At 68.6% G+C, this 15808-nt stretch carries 12 protein-coding genes; 10 read left to right on the top strand and 2 right to left on the bottom strand.

Translation table 11 applies throughout. The features are described 5' to 3' along the window. Nucleotides 1–56: 56 nt before the first annotated feature. Nucleotides 57–833 carry an exodeoxyribonuclease III gene (xth, locus tag J2X52_RS11640; RefSeq protein WP_310153294.1) on the top strand — a complete coding sequence of 259 codons (777 nt, stop codon included), beginning with the start codon at nt 57–59 and terminating at the stop codon, nt 831–833. A 257-nt stretch (nt 834–1090) separates the two neighbouring features. On the opposite strand, the gene J2X52_RS11635 is transcribed toward xth, so the two are convergent. Continuing rightward, nucleotides 1091–1354, bottom strand: coding sequence for a GlsB/YeaQ/YmgE family stress response membrane protein (locus J2X52_RS11635; RefSeq protein WP_310153292.1), 264 nt, complete (start codon nt 1352–1354; stop codon nt 1091–1093). Nucleotides 1355–1420: 66 nt separating this feature from the next. Continuing rightward, complete coding sequence (locus tag J2X52_RS11630; RefSeq protein WP_310153351.1) at nt 1421–2809, bottom strand: AMP-binding protein; 1389 nt, start codon at nt 2807–2809, stop codon at nt 1421–1423. A gap of 143 nt (nt 2810–2952) precedes the next feature. Here J2X52_RS11630 and J2X52_RS11625 point away from each other — a divergent pair, with 143 nt between their 5' ends. The 9 genes from J2X52_RS11625 (at nt 2953) to J2X52_RS11585 (ending at nt 15796) form a co-directional block, all read left to right on the top strand. After that, a complete protein-coding gene (locus J2X52_RS11625) occupies nt 2953–3546 on the top strand; it encodes a 4'-phosphopantetheinyl transferase superfamily protein (protein WP_310153289.1) in 594 nt (197 codons plus the stop codon). Nucleotides 3547–3875: 329 nt separating this feature from the next. Further along, nucleotides 3876–4517, top strand: coding sequence for a 16S rRNA (guanine(527)-N(7))-methyltransferase RsmG (gene rsmG, locus J2X52_RS11620; protein ID WP_310153286.1), 642 nt, complete (start codon nt 3876–3878; stop codon nt 4515–4517). Between the two features lie 184 nt (nt 4518–4701). Next, complete coding sequence (locus J2X52_RS11615; protein ID WP_310153283.1) at nt 4702–5514, top strand: AAA family ATPase; 813 nt, start codon at nt 4702–4704, stop codon at nt 5512–5514. Then, nucleotides 5511–6428, top strand: coding sequence for a ParB/RepB/Spo0J family partition protein (locus J2X52_RS11610; protein WP_310153280.1), 918 nt, complete (start codon nt 5511–5513; stop codon nt 6426–6428). Before J2X52_RS11615 ends, J2X52_RS11610 begins: the two co-directional genes overlap by 4 nt. 173 nt (nt 6429–6601) lie before the next feature. Continuing rightward, complete coding sequence (locus J2X52_RS11605) at nt 6602–6949, top strand: hypothetical protein (RefSeq protein WP_310153277.1); 348 nt, start codon at nt 6602–6604, stop codon at nt 6947–6949. A 54-nt stretch (nt 6950–7003) separates the two neighbouring features. Next, nucleotides 7004–8299, top strand: coding sequence for a TolC family protein (locus J2X52_RS11600; protein ID WP_310153275.1), 1296 nt, complete (start codon nt 7004–7006; stop codon nt 8297–8299). Continuing rightward, entirely contained in the window at nt 8296–9279 is a 984-nt protein-coding gene (locus J2X52_RS11595) for an efflux RND transporter periplasmic adaptor subunit (protein ID WP_310153272.1), read from the top strand. The genes J2X52_RS11600 and J2X52_RS11595 overlap by 4 nt, the downstream gene beginning before the upstream one ends. Nucleotides 9280–9551: 272 nt before the next feature. After that, nucleotides 9552–12719, top strand: a complete 3168-nt coding sequence (locus tag J2X52_RS11590) for a CusA/CzcA family heavy metal efflux RND transporter (RefSeq protein WP_310153269.1) — start codon at nt 9552–9554, stop codon at nt 12717–12719. Nucleotides 12720–12922: 203 nt separating this feature from the next. Then, nucleotides 12923–15796: an EAL domain-containing protein gene (locus tag J2X52_RS11585; protein ID WP_310153266.1), complete on the top strand. Its 2874-nt coding sequence runs from the start codon at nt 12923–12925 to the stop codon at nt 15794–15796. The last annotated feature ends 12 nt before the right edge of the window (nt 15797–15808 follow it).

The following is a 15808-nucleotide window of genomic DNA, read 5'->3' as shown; positions in this document are numbered from 1 at the left end:
ACGTCGTGAACGGCCCGCGTACAATCGCCGGCCACACCGGAACGCGAACCGCGCCGATGAAGATCGCCAGCTGGAACGTCAACTCGCTCAACGTGCGCCTGCCGCATCTCGAACAGTGGCTGCGCGATGCGCAACCCGACGTGGTCGGCATCCAGGAAACCAAGCTCGAGGACGCGCGCTTTCCCGACACCGCGCTGGCCGCGCTCGGCTACCGCAGCGTGTTCGCCGGGCAGAAGACCTACAACGGCGTCGCGTTGCTCGCCCGTGATCGCGCGCTCGACGACGTGCAGATCGGCATTCCCGGCTTCGAAGACGAACAGAAGCGCGTGATCGCCGCGACCATCGACGGCGTGCGCGTGATCAATCTCTACGTGGTCAACGGCCAAGACGTGGGCACCGACAAGTACGCCTACAAGCTGCGCTGGCTCGAAGCGGTGCACGCCTGGATCGCGCGCGAACGCGACGCGCATGCCGAACTCGTGGTGCTCGGCGACTTCAACATCGCCCCCGACGACCGCGACGTGCACGACCCGGCGGTCTGGAACGACGGCCACATTCTGACCTCGGCCGCCGAGCGCCTCGCGCTGCAACGGTTGCTGGATCTGGGCCTGCACGACGCGTTCCGCCTGCACACCGATGAGGGTGGTGTCTTCAGCTGGTGGGATTACCGCCAGGCCGGGTTCCGCCGCGATCTCGGTCTGCGCATCGACCTGACGCTGGTGTCCGATGCGCTGCGCGAGCACGCCGTCGCCTCGGGCATCGACCGCGAACCGCGGACCTGGGAGCGCCCCAGCGACCACGCACCGGCCTGGGTGCAGCTGCAGCGCGACTGAGGCGCGACGGCGTACCGCCCGTCATGTAGGAGCGGCCTTGGCCGCGATCGCGAAACACCCGGAATTCACCGACATCCCGCAGCGCGGAGGATCGCGCGCAAGCGCGCTCCTACAAGGGCGCGCCGCCACGTCCGGACGAGGCAGCGCAGATCGCTTCTGTAGGAGCGGCCTCGGCCGCGATCGCGTGTCACCCAGAATTCGCTGACATCCCTCAGCGCCCAGGATCGCGCGCGAGCGCCCGCCCACAAAGGCGCCAGTCAGCGCCGGAACAGGTTGACGATCGCCAGCAGGATCACCGCGCCGATGAAGGCGGTCACGAGAAAGCCGAGCCAACCGCCGCCCACGCTGAGCCCGATCATCGGCAGCAGCCATCCGCCGATGAAGCCGCCGACGATCCCCACCACGATGTTGAGCAGGATGCCCTGCCGGTGCGCGGTGCGCATCAGCAGGCTGGCGAGCCAGCCGGCGATGCCGCCGACGACCAGATACACGACCCACTGCCCGAGCGATGACGGCTCCATTTCGATTCCTCTTGGTATGACTGCGGCCCGGATCATCGCAGGCGTGCGTGATCGCGGCGTACCGGTTCAGTCCGGCGCGGACCCCAGCAGCGCGTCGAGCGCGGCGCGCGGCAGTTTCCCGGTCTCGTTCCGCGGCAAGGACACCACCCGCCGCAACCGCCGCGGCAGGAACACAGGATCCAGGCTCTGGCGCAGCGCATCCAGCAGCGCGGCGTCGGTGAGCGCGTCGTCCGCAACGACCACCGCTTCGATCCGGCGTACACCATAGGCGTCGGCGAGCTGCGACTGCAGCACCACGCCATCGCGCACGCCTTCAATGGCGAGCAGGCGGCGGCTGAGATCGGCGAGCGACGCGCGTTTGCCGGCGATCTCGATCATGTCGGCCTGGCGGCCCCGCAATTCGAAGCGGCCGGCCGCGTCGAGTTCGACGATGTCGGCCAGCAGGCGCGGCTCGGGCAGGTGCGGCGCATGTACAAGGGTGCCGTCGGGCACGGGCTGCAGGCGCACGCCGTCGAAGGGGGTCCAGCCCTGTTCGTGCGCGGTGCGGCGACGGGCGAAGATGCAGGTCTCGGTGGAGCCGAACAGTTCGCGCACCTCACATTCGAAACGCGCTTCGGCGGCGGCGGCAAGGGCCTGCGGCAGCGGCGCAGTCGCAGTGACGATCGCGGCCAGCGGCGGCAGGCTGACGCCGGATTCGACCAGCGAGCGCAGATGCACCGGCGTGGTCACCAACAGCGGCGGGCGCGGTGCATCGCGCAGGGCCGCGGCGATGTCTTCGGGAAAGAACGGTCGCGCGCCGTGCACGGCGACATTGCCCAGCAATGGCAGCAGTACCGACAGTTCCATGCCGTACATGTGCTGCGGCGGCACGGTGGCGACGACCGGCAGCGTGGCTTCGCCATGCAGGTCGACGAGCGCGGCGAGGTTCTGCAGCGTGCCGGTGTGGAATGTCGCCCAGGTCTTGGGATTGGCGCCAGGGACGCCGGTGCTGCCGGAGGTGAAACCGATCGCCACCAACGCATCGAGCGCGACATCGGGCACGCCCCCATCGCGCGTGGGCAGCAGGTCCGGCAGGCGCACGTAATGCGGCGGTGCGGGTGCATGCGTCACCGCATGCCCGGCATCGCAGCCGCAGTCGTCGCGATCACCGATGCAATAGCTGTGCGCATGACGCGCACGCACGTCGTCGATCGCGCCGCGCGTCCGCGCCGGCGGCAGCAGGGTGGTCTGGCCGCGCAACGCGACCGCGCAGAACGCGACGAGAAAGCGGTAGCGGTCTTCGCACAGATTCAACGCGAACGGCGCCTCCGGCAGCAGCGCAGCGACGCCATGCACATGGGCGAGGAATGTCGCGAGCGTCACCACGCCATTGCCGTCGAACGCGATCACGCGCGACGGATTGCCCTCGACCAGCGGTCGGCTCTCGCTTGCGCCATGCGAGCCTTCGATGCGCATCGCGCCCTGTTCCACACCCACTGCCGACATCGTGCTGCCACTCCAAAAAGATGTTCCGTATGCCGTGTCCGGCCCGCGGAACAGCTGTTTTAGCTTACGCTGGACAGCCTGCGGGATGCCAAAGTGCGGATGTTCAGCGAGGGATGTTCAGCAAAACCATGAGCCTGGCCGCCGGGGCCGTGCGCGTCGCGTGGCGGGACTACCGCCGCGGCCAGTCCGCCGAAGCACTGGTGCGCCCCTGGCTGGCCGGGACACTCGGCCGCCCCGACACCGAGATCGTCCTCGCGCGTGATGCCCGCGGCCGTCCGCAATTGCAGGTGCCCGGCGATTCCGGGCTCGACAGCAACTGGAGCCACAGCGGCGATGCGCTGCTGGTCGCCCTGGGCGACGGCGTGGCCGTGGGCGTGGACATCGAATGGATGCGCCCCAGGCCACAGGCGATGGCGCTGGCGCAGCGCTTCTTCGCTGCGAGCGAGGCCACCGCGCTTGCGAAGCGAACGCCCGAAGATGCCGAAGCCGCCTTCGTGCAGCTGTGGTGCGCCAAGGAAGCCGTGCTCAAGGCGCATGGACATGGCCTCTCGTTCGGGCTCGATCGACTGGAGTTCGCCGCGCGCGAAGATGGCTGGGCGCTGGTCGCCTGCGATCCGGCGCTGGGAACGCCGGGGGACTGGCATCTGCATGCGTTCGCGCCATTGCCGGGGTATCTGGCGACGGTGGCCTGGCGGCGGGTGGATTGAGCGGGCGTTCGGGTTGCTGATTCGCGGGTTGATCGGCGATCAGCACTGCCTCCCGGCCTGCCATGGAATCCTGCACCTCTCCCATTGGGAGAGGTCGGCGCGCGCAGCGCGTCGGGTGAGGGCCGAAGCTTTACGGGGAACACCCTAAAAGCACCCTCATCCGCCCTCCGGGCACCTTCCCCCATAGGGGGAAGGGCAAGGCGCCCCGCAATTTAGACGTTCAAACCCACTGGAAAACCGGAGCTGATCAGGCGCATGCGAGAAAGCGGCGCCGGTCATCCCTCTCGATCCACGGACCACGCGCCGCACCAGCTTCTACAATGCGCCACATGGAACTCTCCGACGACACCGCACTGCGCGCCGAGCTCGAAGCCGGACTGCGCACGCTGGGCCTCGCGCCGACGCTGGCCGATCCGCTGCTCGCCTATCTCGCGCTGCTGCTGCGCTGGAACAAGACCTACAACCTCACCGCCGTGCGCGATCCGCGCGAGATGGTGGTGCGGCACCTGCTCGATTCGCTGGCGATGGTGCCGCACGTCGAAGGCCTGGCGACGCTTGCCGATCTGGGCACCGGTCCAGGCTTGCCTGGCATTCCATTGGCGATCGCCCTGCCTAGCCTGCACGTCACCCTGGTCGAGTCGAACGGCAAGAAGGCGCGCTTCCTGCGCGAGGCCGTGCGCCAGCTGAAACTGACCAATGCGGACGTCGCCGAATCGCGCATCGAAGCCGTCGACAGGTCCGGGGCGTTCGACGCGATCACCGCGCGTGCGCTGGCCACGCTGGCCGACATCCTGGCCGTCGGTGGTCACCTGCCGAAGACTGACGGCGGGCGCCTGCTGGCGATGAAGGGCGTGAATCCGGTCGACGAGATCGCCGCGCTGCCCGCCGGCTGGCGGCTCGACGCGGTGACGCCGCTCAAGGTGCCCGGCCTCGACGCCGAGCGGCATCTGGTGGTCGTCACACGCGCCTGAGCGTTTGTCCCGCTGCGAGGGCGGGACATTGCCGACATCCGGCCGCGCATCACCGGTTCAGCTGCAACTGGGTCGGCGATGCACGACCGGACCGGTGTCCCCAAGCGACGCTTGGGGGGCATAATCCCCGGTCCGGCCGCCGCCCGCGGTGGCCGGCTCCCTTCCTGAACCTCGCACGGAGCCCATGGCCCGCATCATCGCCATCGCCAACCAGAAGGGCGGCGTCGGAAAGACGACGACGGCCGTGAACCTGGCCGCGGCGCTCGCGCGCACGCCATTGCGTGTGCTGCTGGTCGACCTCGATTCGCAGGGCAACGCGACCATGGGCTGCGGCATCGACAAGGGTGCGGTGCCGGTCTCGACCTGCGACGTGCTGCTGGGCGAAGTGGAAGCGGGCGATGCGATCGTGCAGACCGAGGAAGAGGTCGACCTGATTCCCGGCAACACCGATCTCACCGCCGCCGAACTCGAACTGATGGGCGCCGAGGATCGCGAGCAGCGCCTCAAGCGCGCGCTCGAACCGCTGCGTCCGCGGTACGACTACATCCTGATCGACTGTCCGCCGGCGCTGTCGCTGCTGACGCTCAACGCGCTGACCGCCGCCGACTCGGTGCTCGTGCCGATGCAGTGCGAGTACTACGCGCTCGAAGGCCTGACCGCGCTGCTGCAGACGATCGATGCGATCAAGCAGAACCTCAATCCGAAGCTCGAGGTCGAGGGTGTGCTGCGCACGATGTTCGACGTACGCAACAACCTCGCCAATGCCGTGTCGGGCGAGCTGACCAATCATTTCGGCGACAAGGTGTTCCGCACCATCGTGCCGCGCAACGTGCGCGTGGCCGAAGCGCCCAGCCACGGCCAGAGCATCGTCGGGTACGACAAGGGCTCGCGCGGCGCGATCGCCTATCTCGGGCTCGCAGGTGAGGTCATCCGCCGCCAGCGCGAGCGCGACGCCAAACGCACCCAGGACCCCACCGCCATGGAAACCCCGGCATGACCGCTGCGAAGACGCCCGCCAAGAAGCGCGGTCTGGGCCGCGGCCTCGAAGCCCTGCTCGGCCCCAAGGCCGCAGCCGAGGCGCCGAGCCTGGAGGCGACCGAACAGGACACGCTGCGCGTGCTGCCGATCGATGCGCTGAGCGCCGGCAAGTACCAGCCACGCAAGCACTGGGACGCCGACAAGCTCACCGAGCTGGCCGAGTCGATCAAGGCGCAGGGCGTGATCCAGCCGCTGGTCGTGCGCGAGCGGGCCGACCGCACCTTCGAGATCATCGCCGGCGAACGCCGCTGGCGCGCGTCCAAGCAGGCTGGCCTCACCGAAGTGCCGGCGGTCGTGCGCAATGTCGAGGACCGCACGGTCGTCGCGATGGCGCTGATCGAGAACATCCAGCGCGAAGACCTCAACCCGCTGGAAGAAGCGCAGGCGCTGCAGCGGCTGATCGACGAATTCGACCTCACCCACGCCCAGGCCGCCGAGGCCGTGGGCCGTTCGCGCGCCGCGGTGTCCAACCTGCTGCGTCTGCTGGAACTGCCGCCGGCGATCCGCATTCTGGTTGAATCCAAGCAGCTGGAAATGGGCCATGCCCGCGCCCTGCTGACGCTGTCGCCGGAACTCGCCAGCAAGCTCGCCAGCGACGCGGTCGAGCACGGCTGGTCGGTACGCGAAGTCGAACACCGCGCGCAGCAGTTCGCCGCCGGCCGCGTGCCGGGCGGCGATACCCGCACCGCTGCGCGCAACAAGGCACGCCCGCAGGCCGACATCGTCTCGCTGGAGAACGAGCTGTCGGAGACCCTGGGCACGCGCGTGTCGATCGCCAACGGTCGCGGCAACAAGGGCCGGCTGGTGATCCATTACGGCAACCTCGAAGCCCTCGACGGCGTGCTGGAACGGCTGCGCGCGCAGCGCCCATAACGCGCTGCACACCACGGTGGCGCGCAGCGACTACCGCAAGCGGCCTGTTTGAAACCACTCGGGTCGCGTCGGCGTCTCAGTTGATCGCGCACTGCGCCGATCCAGGACATCCATCGCGTCGCACGCGGCCGCTGGAATTGTGTAACGCGGCACGCACCGCATAGGCTGCGCCGATGCATCGCACCCCCACTCTGCTGCCCTGGCCGCGCCGTCTGCTGATGGCGCTGCTGGTACTGGGCCTGATGGCGGCGCCGGTGCTGGTGGCGATGGGCAACAGCTACGAAGCCGCGCACGGCGAGACCGCCGAGCAGCACGACCACGCCGCAGAGGCCCACGACAACGGCGGCGATCTGCTGCATGCGGTCGCGCACTGCGCCACCTGTGGCGCGCATACCCCAGCCCCTCCCCCGGTCGCACCGCTGATCGCACCGCTGGCGATGTCGCATCCCGCATTGCCCGCGTTCGAGGCTGCGCCCGCGCGCGAAACCGATTCCCTGCTGCGACCGCCGATTTCCGCATGACGCCCGCGCCGGCCTGAGGCCGGCTTTTCGTCATCCCGAAACTGGAGCGTTCCCATGTTCTTGCGACTGGCGGCCCTGGCCGCCCTCGCCGCTGCGCCGTGCCTTGTGGCCGCGCAGTCGGCGCCCGTGCCCGTGCGCGCAAGCGCGCAGGCGTTGACCCTCGATGACGCGTTCGCGCGTGTCGCGCAGGCCCATCCCGATCTGCGCCTGTTCGAAGGCCAGCGCGCGGTGTTCGATGCCGAACGCGAGGTTGCAGCGCTGCGACCGCCGCTGGAGGCCGGCATCGAGGTCGAGAATCTCGCCCTCGACGCGCCCATGCGCGCACTCGACACCACGCTGACGCTGGCCGGCGTGTTCGAACGCGGCGGCAAACCCGATGCACGACGCGCGCTCGCGCAGACCCGCATCGATGCGCTCGCCCTGCAACGCGAAACCGCGCGTGTCGATCTGCTGGCCGAAACCGCGCGCCGCCATCTGGCCATCGTCATCGCGACGCGTCGCCTGGCGATCGCCCAGGCCGATGTCGCGCAGCGCACGCGCTTCGTTGCATCCGCGCGTCAGCGCTTCGCGGCAGGCGCATCGCCCGAAGCGGTCGTACTGACCGCGCAGGCGGCGCAGGCGCAGGCCGAACTGCAGGCCGCCAACGCGCGACTGGAGATCGAGACCGCGCGTCGCAGCCTGTCGATGCTGTGGGGCGATCCGGACGGTGCCTTCGACATCGTCGAAGGCGACCCGCTGGCACTGCCCGACATCGCCGACTTCAGCACCCTGCGCGCCCTGCTCGCGCGGTCGCCCGAGCTGCTGCAGTTCAACGATCGTGAACGCATCGCCGAAGCGCGGCTGCAACTCGCGCGCAGCGACGCGACGCCCGACATCGGATGGCAGGCCGGCATTCGCCATCAGCGCGAGAACGGCGACACCTCGCTGGTCGGCGGCATCGTCGTGCCGCTCGGCAGGCGCACGCGCGCGCAGCCCGGCATTCGTGCGGCGGCGGCGGAACTGGCCCTGGTCTCGATCGAACGCGACACCGGTGATCGTGCGCTTCAGGCCACGCTGGCCGAAGCACATGGTCGGTATCGCGTCGCGCAGTCGGCCGTCTCGCTGCTGGCGCGCGATGTCCTGCCGCGTCTGACCCGTGCCGCCAGCGCCACCAAGCGCGCCTGGCGCGCGGGCGCCGTGTCGTATCTCGAATGGTCGCAACTGCAGGACGCGCGCAGTGACGCACTGCGCCAGCAACTCGACGCCGCCGAAGCCGCGCAGATCGCCCTGATCGAACTGCAGCGCCTGACCGGCCAGTCCCTCATCGTCGCCAACGCGACGCCCGCACCCTTTGAAGGAGACGCCCGATGAGGATGTTCGCGACCACAGCCTCATCGATTGCACTCGCGTTGCTGCTTTCCGCATGCAGCGCGCCCTCGCCCGCGCCGGTCGCCGATGCCACCGGCACATCCGCAGACGAACACGCCGATGACACACATGCGGACGAGGGCGATGCGGACGATGACCACGCCGACGACGCCACGACCATCGCGGCCGACATCGCCAACGACGTCGGCATTCGCGTGGCGCCTGCCGCGGCCGGCACCATCGCCGACCAGCACGAAGTGCAGGGCCTGCTGACCACGCTGGAAAGCGGCAACGCCCGCGTGACCGCACGCTTCCCCGGACCGATCCGCCGCCTGCATGCCGAGGTCGGCGACCGCGTGCGCGCCGGCCAGGTGCTGGCGACGATCGACAGCAACCTCAGCCTGTCCAGCTACACCGTCACTGCGCCGATCGCGGGCACCGTGCTCGCGCGCAACGCCTCCGTCGGCCAGAGCGCCGGCGAAGGCGCGGTGCTGTACGAGATCGCCGACCTGTCGGTGCTGTGGGTGGACCTGCACGTGTTCGGCCGCGATGCCGAACATCTCGCCGCCGGTTCGCCGGTGACGATCAGCCGCCTCGGCGACGGTGCCACGGCGGACACGCGTATCGACCGCGTGCTGCCGGGCACCGCGACCGCCAGCCAGAGCACCATCGCCCGCGCCACGCTCGACAACGCCGACGGCCAATGGCGTCCGGGCTCGGCCGTGCGCGCGATGGTCACCGTGTCGACGCAAGCGGCGGATCTCGTCGTGCCGCTGACGGCCCTGCAACAGATGGACGGCCGCGACGTGGTGTTCGTGCGCGAGGGCGATCGCTACGAGAAGCGTGTGGTGACGCTCGGGCGGCGCGATGCGCGGCGGGTGGAGATCGTCGATGGCGTGACGGTAGGTGAGGACGTGGTGATCGAGCAGAGCTACACGATCAAGGCGGATCTGGAGAAGGCGGGGGCGGGTCATGCGCATTGATGCTGAGATCAGCGCATCGCGCGCGCGCCTGACAGATTTCGCGGCGACTAATCCCCGTCATTCCCGCGAGGGCGGGAATCCATTTTCGCTTGTCGCTCGCGCTTGCAGTTCCGTCGAACATTTCTCCAGGATCAAGATGGATTCCCGCTTTCGCGGGAATGACGGTGAGGGAAACTGTCGACGCAAAGGGGACTCGAAATTTTCTGTGCAGCTGCTACGAGCCGCACTAGCGCTCACTGCAGGCGTGACGCCCCCAAGCATCGGAGCCCCCCATGCTTGAGTCCGTCATCCACGCCGCCATCCGCCACCGCTGGCTGGTCCTGGCCGCCACGCTGTTGCTCGTCGCCGTCGGCGGCTGGAGTTTCACCAAACTCCCGATCGATGCGACACCCGACATCACCAACGTGCAGGTGCAGGTCAACACGTCGGCGCCCGGCTATTCGCCGCTGGAGACGGAACAGCGCGTCACCTTCCCGATCGAAACCGCGCTCGCGGGATTGCCGCGGCTCGACTACACGCGTTCGCTGTCGGCGTACGGTTTGTCGCAGGTCACGGTTGTGTTCGAAGACGGCACCGATCTGTATTTCGCGCGCCAGCAGGTCGCCGAGCGCGTGCAGCAGGTGCAGGGGCAGCTGCCGGACGATGTCGACCCGATGCTCGGCCCGGTCGCGACCGGGCTCGGCGAGATTTTCATGTACACCGTCGAGGCCGCACCCGACGCACGCAAGCCGGATGGCACGCCGTACACCGCGACCGATCTGCGCACGCTGCAGGACTGGGTGGTGCGGCCGCAGATGCGCAATGTGCGCGGCGTGACCGAGGTCGACACCATCGGCGGCTTCGCGCGGCAGGTGCACATCACGCCGGATCCGGCGTTGCTGGTCGCGCTCGACTTCACGTTCGAGGATGTCGTCACTGCGGTCGCCAACAACAACCGCAACGTCGGTGCCGGCTACATCGAGCGCAACGGCCAGCAGTTGCTGGTGCGCGTACCGGGCCAGGTCGCCGATATAGAAGCGATCGGCAACATCGTGATGGCGCGGCGCGATGGCGTGCCGATACACGTGCACGATGTCGCGAGCGTCGGCGAGGGCCGGGAGCTGCGCACCGGCGCGGCCACGCAGAACGGCGCAGAAGTCGTGCTCGGCACGGTGCTGATGCTGTACGGCGAGAACAGCCGCACCGTGGCGCAGGCCGCCGCGCAGCGCCTGGAGGCGACGAATGCGAGCCTGCCCGATGGCGTGCGCGCGGTTGCGGTCTACGACCGCACCGCGCTGGTCGACCGCACCATCCGCACCGTCGCCAAAAACCTGATCGAAGGCGCGCTGCTGGTGATCGTGGTCCTGTTCCTGCTGCTCGGCAACGTGCGCGCCGCGTTGCTCACGGCGCTGGTGATTCCATTGACGATGCTGTTCACCGTGATCGGCATGCGACAGGGTGGCGTGTCCGGCAACCTGATGAGCATGGGCGCGCTGGACTTCGGCCTGATCGTCGACGGCGCGGTGATCATCGTCGAGAACTGCCTGCGCCGTTTCGGCGAAGCGCAGCAGCGACTCGGCCGCCTGCTCGATACGCGCGAACGCCACGCCGTCGCGGCCTCGGCCAGCGCCGAGGTGATCCGGCCCAGCCTGTTCGGCCTGGGCATCATCGCGGCGGTGTATCTGCCGGTGTTCGCGCTCGAAGGCGTGGAAGGCAAGATGTTCCATCCGATGGCGATCACCGTGGTGCTGGCGTTGACCGGCGCGATGCTCCTGTCACTGACCTTCGTACCGGCGACAATCGCCTTGCTGTTGCGCGGCCGCGTGGCCGAACACGACAACCGGGTGATGCGCGCGGCACGTCGCGGCTATGCGCCGACGCTCGACTGGGCGCTGCGGCACGGGCGCTGGCTGGTCGGCGGCGCGCTGGTGCTGGTGCTGGCCTGCGGCTGGCTGGCGACACGGATGGGCAGCGAGTTCATCCCCAGCCTGGATGAGGGCGATATTGCGATGCACGCGATGCGCGTGCCCGGCACCGGCATCGAACAGTCGGTCGCCATGCAGCTCGCGCTGGAACGTCGCCTGCAGCAGGTTCCGGAAGTCGCACGCGTGTTCTCGAAGATCGGCACCGCCGAGGTCGCCAGCGATCCGATGCCGCCATCGGTCGCCGATACCTTCCTGATCCTCGCGCCACGCGCCGACTGGCCCGATCCGCGCAAGCCGCGCACCGCGCTGGTCGGCGAACTCGAAGCGATCGCCGAGACCATGCCCGGCAACAACTACGAGTTCACCCAGCCGATCCAGATGCGTTTCAACGAACTGATCTCCGGCGTGCGCAGCGACGTGGCGGTGAAGATCCAGGGCGACGATCTCGAAACCCTTCAAGCCGTGGCGACCGAGGTCGAACGTGTGCTGCAGGGCATCGGCGGCGCCGCCGACGTGCGCATCGAAGCCGTCGACGGTCTGCCGCTGCTCGAGATCGCGCCCGACCCGCGCGCGATGGCGCGCTACGGGCTCAATCCGGGCGACGTGCAACGTGTGGTCGCGGCGGCGATCGGCGGCGAAACGGCCGGCCAACTGTTCGATGGCGACCGGCGATTCGACATCGTGGTGCGTCTGCCCGAATCGCTGCGCGGCGATCCTGCAGCGCTCGCCGACCTGCCGATTCCGCTCGCGGGCACGGCCGGCGACAGCGCCGACGAGTCCGACCGCAGCGGCACCTGGGCCAGCGGCACGCCACGCACCGTGCCGCTGCGCGAGGTGGCGACGATCGGCACGCAACTCGCACCGAACCAGATCAATCGCGAGAGCGGCAAACGCCGCATCGTCGTCACCGCCAACGTGCGCGGGCGCGATCTGGGAGGCTTCGTCGGTGAGCTGCAGACCGCTGTGGCCGAATCGGTGACGCTGCCGACCGGATACTGGATCGACTACGGCGGCACGTTCGAACAACTGGCCTCGGCCAGCCGGCGTCTGTCGCTGGTCGTGCCGCTGACGCTGGCGGTGATCCTCGCCCTGCTGTTCATGGCCTTCGGCTCGCTGCGCGACGCGCTGGTGGTCTTCAGCGGCGTGCCGCTGGCGCTGACAGGCGGCGTACTGGCGTTGGCGGCGCGCGGCATTCCGTTGTCGATCTCGGCCGGCGTCGGCTTCATCGCGCTGTCGGGCGTCGCCGTGCTCAACGGTCTGGTGATGCTGACCTTCATCCGCAAGCTGCGCGAGGACGGCCTCGACCTGCAGACCGCGATCGTCGATGGCGCATTGGGACGCCTGCGTCCGGTGCTGATGACCGCACTGGTCGCGTCGCTCGGTTTCGTGCCGATGGCATTCAACGTCGGTGCCGGCGCCGAGGTGCAGCGACCGCTGGCCACGGTGGTCATCGGTGGAATCGTCTCGTCGACGCTGCTGACGCTGCTGGTCTTGCCGGTGCTGTATCGGTGGGTGCATCGGCGGGACCTGCGTTGACTGCGAGCCCGAGTTGATGTTCGCCGAACACCACGAACACTCAAGTGTCCCGGCCATCGGCCGATGACGCATGACAGGCCCTTGGGTGTGTCGGTACTGACGCCGCACCCGGCGCGTCCCGATGGCCTCCGCCGCCACCGACTGACGAAGTGATCCAGGACTCCTCCAAGCGCTCTCCGATTGGACCGCCCCCTGCCGGCAGCTTGCCGGCATTCGAGCGCGCGCTGCTGGATGCAAACAGTCCCGAGCCGGTGTTGCGCCTACTGCAGGCGATGACGCCGCAACCGGTGGCGATGGTCGCCTGGTCCCAGTGGCCGCACGACCCGCAGTGCTGGGCAGTGAATGGCGAACGCGCTCCAGCTGTCGAGCTGGCGACGCGGGCAGTCGACGCACGACGCGGCGGCGGACAGGCACCCGCCGGCACACGTGTGCTGTGCCACGACGGCGACAGTGCGGCGGTATTGCTCAGCGATGGGCTCGAGGCACTGGACACCGCCCGGCTCGATGTCATCGCACAGCGCATGGCGGAGCTGCTGACCGCCCAGCGGTTGCGCGGCGCTGTCGCCCGGCTCGCCCATGCGGAGAAGCTGCAGCACGCGCTGTTCGCGATCGCCGACATGGCCGGCTCCAATCGGGACATGCCCACCCTGCTGCGCGGCCTGCACGGAATCATCGGTGGGCTGATGTATGCCGAGAACTTCTACATCGCACTGCTCGACCACACCCGGCAGTCGGTCCGCTTCATCTATTTTGCCGATGCGTACAACGACGAAAAGTATTCGCCGACCGAAGATATGCCCATCGCGAGGCTCGAACGCGGGCTCACCTGGTATGTACTTCACGATTGCATTCCGCTGTGGGGGCCGCTGGAACGCCTACGCGAGCAGGTCTCAGGGCCACTGCAGGCGCTGGGAGCGCCCTCGCTCGACTGGCTGGGCGTGCCGATGCTGCGCGATGGCCTCGCGGTCGGTGCGCTGGTGGTGCAGAGCTACCGCGACGATGTGGCGCCCTACAGCGCTTCGGACAGCGCGGTGCTGGCGTTCGTCGCCGAGCACGTGCTCAACGCGGTCGAGCGCAAGCAATCCCAGGAGACGCTTGAGCGCCACGTCGCCGAACGCACGCACCAGCTCGCCCTGGCCAACGCGGACCTGCAGCAGCAGGTCAGCGAACGCCTGCGCGCCGAGCATCTGCAGGCGGCGCTCTATCGCATCGCGGCGTTGGCGATGTCCGATGATGACGACAGCTTCCGCTTCTATCAGCAGGTGCACCAGACCGTCGGCGAACTGATCAATACCGACAACTTCTACATCGCGCTGCTCGACGACACGCGCACCCACCTGCATTTTCCCTACTCGGTCGACGACAAGGACGCCGGCCGCAAGCCGCGCCGGCTGGGGCGAGGTCTGTCCGAGTACATCATCCGCCACGGCAAGCCGCTGCTGGCGGACGCGCGCGATGTCGAGGCGCTGGTGGCGTCCGGCGAACTCGAACGCGCCGGCTCGACGGGTGCGGAGTCGGTGTCGTGGCTCGGCGCGCCGCTCTACGTCGACGACGAAATCATCGGTCTGGTGGCGGTGCAGAGCTACCGGTCCGATGTGATCTACGACACCGGCGACGCCGAGCTGCTGAACTTCGTCAGCTCGCAGATCGCCAACTCGCTGCAACGGCGACGCGCCGCCGAGAGGCTGCGAACCCTCAATGCCGAGCTCGAGGCACGCGTGGAGGCCCGCACGCGCGAACTGAGCGAACAGATCGCCGTGCGCGAACATGTCGAGGCCCAGCTCAAGCACCAGGTCATGCATGACCCGTTGACCGGCCTGCCGAACCGACTCTACCTGCGCGAACGACTGGAATCCGCGCTGGCCCAGCTGCAGCGCAATCCGACACGCCGCGTGTCGCTGCTGTACCTGGATGTCGACCGCTTCAAGCTGTTCAACGACAGTCTGGGCCACCTGGCCGGCGACGATGTCCTGCGGGAGGTCGCGCGACGCCTGGCGACATGCGTGCGTGCGCCGGATCTCGTGGCGCGCCTGTCGGGCGACGAATTCGCAATCCTGCTGGAAGACACGTCCGGGCCTCGGGCCGCCTGCAAGGTGGCGCAGCGCGTTCTGGACCTGTTCGTGGAACCGATGCAGATCGCCGGCCGCCTGTTGCAGGGGTCGACCAGCATCGGCATCGCCATCGCCGATGCGCGCTATCAGCACATCGACGCGTTGCTGCATGACGCGGACGTCGCGCTGTACCGGGCCAAGCGTGCGGGCCGCGCGCGATACGTCATGTTCGACGAAACCCTGCAGCGCGCGGCGATGGATGTACTCGAACTCGAACACGAGCTGCGCGCGGCGCTGATCCGCAACGAGTTCGAGCCGTTCTTCCAGCCGCTGGTGCGCCTGGAGGATGGGCAGATCGTCGGCTACGAGGCCCTGATCCGCTGGCGTCACCCGACCCGCGGCGTGCTGACGCCCGGCGAGTTCCTGGGTGTCGCCGAGGAGAGCGGGCTGATCGAAGCCATCGATTGGCAGATGTACCGCCTGGCCTGCGCGGCGGCGGTCGGCTTCGTACGCGGCGACGAGTTCATCACGCTCAACATCTCGCCGCGCCACTTCCAGAACGAGGATTTCGATACGCGTCTGCTGACGATGGTGGAGGCGTCCGGCTTCGAGCCGTCACGGCTGCACATCGAGGTCACCGAAGGCACTCTGCTCGGCGAGCCGGACGCGGTGGCGCGGATTCTCGAGCGCCTGCGCGTTGCGGGCGTCGAGGCCGCACTCGACGACTTCGGCACCGGCTATTCCTCGTTGAGCTATGTGCACCGGTTTCCACTGAAGATGATCAAGATCGACCGCTCCTTCATCGATCCACTGGGCAGCGACGCGGCCCAACGCAGCTCGGTGATCATCGGCGCGATCCTCGCGCTGTCGCATTCGCTTGGCCTGGATGTGCTGGCCGAGGGCATCGAAACCGAGGCCCAGTCCACGCACCTGCAACGCATGGGCTGCCTGTATGGCCAGGGCTACCATTTCGGCCGACCGCAGCCGGCTGCGCATTGGGGCCGGCACGCGCTGACGCGTGCGTGATCCGCGCTGGCC

This window comes from Luteimonas sp. 3794, assembly GCF_031456825.1.
GTDB lineage: Bacteria > Pseudomonadota > Gammaproteobacteria > Xanthomonadales > Xanthomonadaceae > Luteimonas.
The sequence above is the reverse complement of the archived record's forward strand: the minus strand, read 5'-3'. Positions and strand labels throughout refer to the sequence as shown.

Coding starts and splice junctions, on each gene's coding strand:
- J2X52_RS11605 (WP_310153277.1), top strand. CDS start 6,602: ATGCATCGCACCCCCACTCTGCTGCCCTGGCCGCGCCGTCTGCTGATG.
- J2X52_RS11625 (WP_310153289.1), top strand. CDS start 2,953: ATGTTCAGCAAAACCATGAGCCTGGCCGCCGGGGCCGTGCGCGTCGCG.
- J2X52_RS11615 (WP_310153283.1), top strand. CDS start 4,702: ATGGCCCGCATCATCGCCATCGCCAACCAGAAGGGCGGCGTCGGAAAG.
- rsmG (WP_310153286.1), top strand. CDS start 3,876: ATGGAACTCTCCGACGACACCGCACTGCGCGCCGAGCTCGAAGCCGGA.
- J2X52_RS11595 (WP_310153272.1), top strand. CDS start 8,296: ATGAGGATGTTCGCGACCACAGCCTCATCGATTGCACTCGCGTTGCTG.
- J2X52_RS11610 (WP_310153280.1), top strand. CDS start 5,511: ATGACCGCTGCGAAGACGCCCGCCAAGAAGCGCGGTCTGGGCCGCGGC.
- J2X52_RS11600 (WP_310153275.1), top strand. CDS start 7,004: ATGTTCTTGCGACTGGCGGCCCTGGCCGCCCTCGCCGCTGCGCCGTGC.
- xth (WP_310153294.1), top strand. CDS start 57: ATGAAGATCGCCAGCTGGAACGTCAACTCGCTCAACGTGCGCCTGCCG.
- J2X52_RS11590 (WP_310153269.1), top strand. CDS start 9,552: ATGCTTGAGTCCGTCATCCACGCCGCCATCCGCCACCGCTGGCTGGTC.
- J2X52_RS11635 (WP_310153292.1), bottom strand. CDS start 1,354: ATGGAGCCGTCATCGCTCGGGCAGTGGGTCGTGTATCTGGTCGTCGGC.
- J2X52_RS11630 (WP_310153351.1), bottom strand. CDS start 2,809: ATGCGCATCGAAGGCTCGCATGGCGCAAGCGAGAGCCGACCGCTGGTC.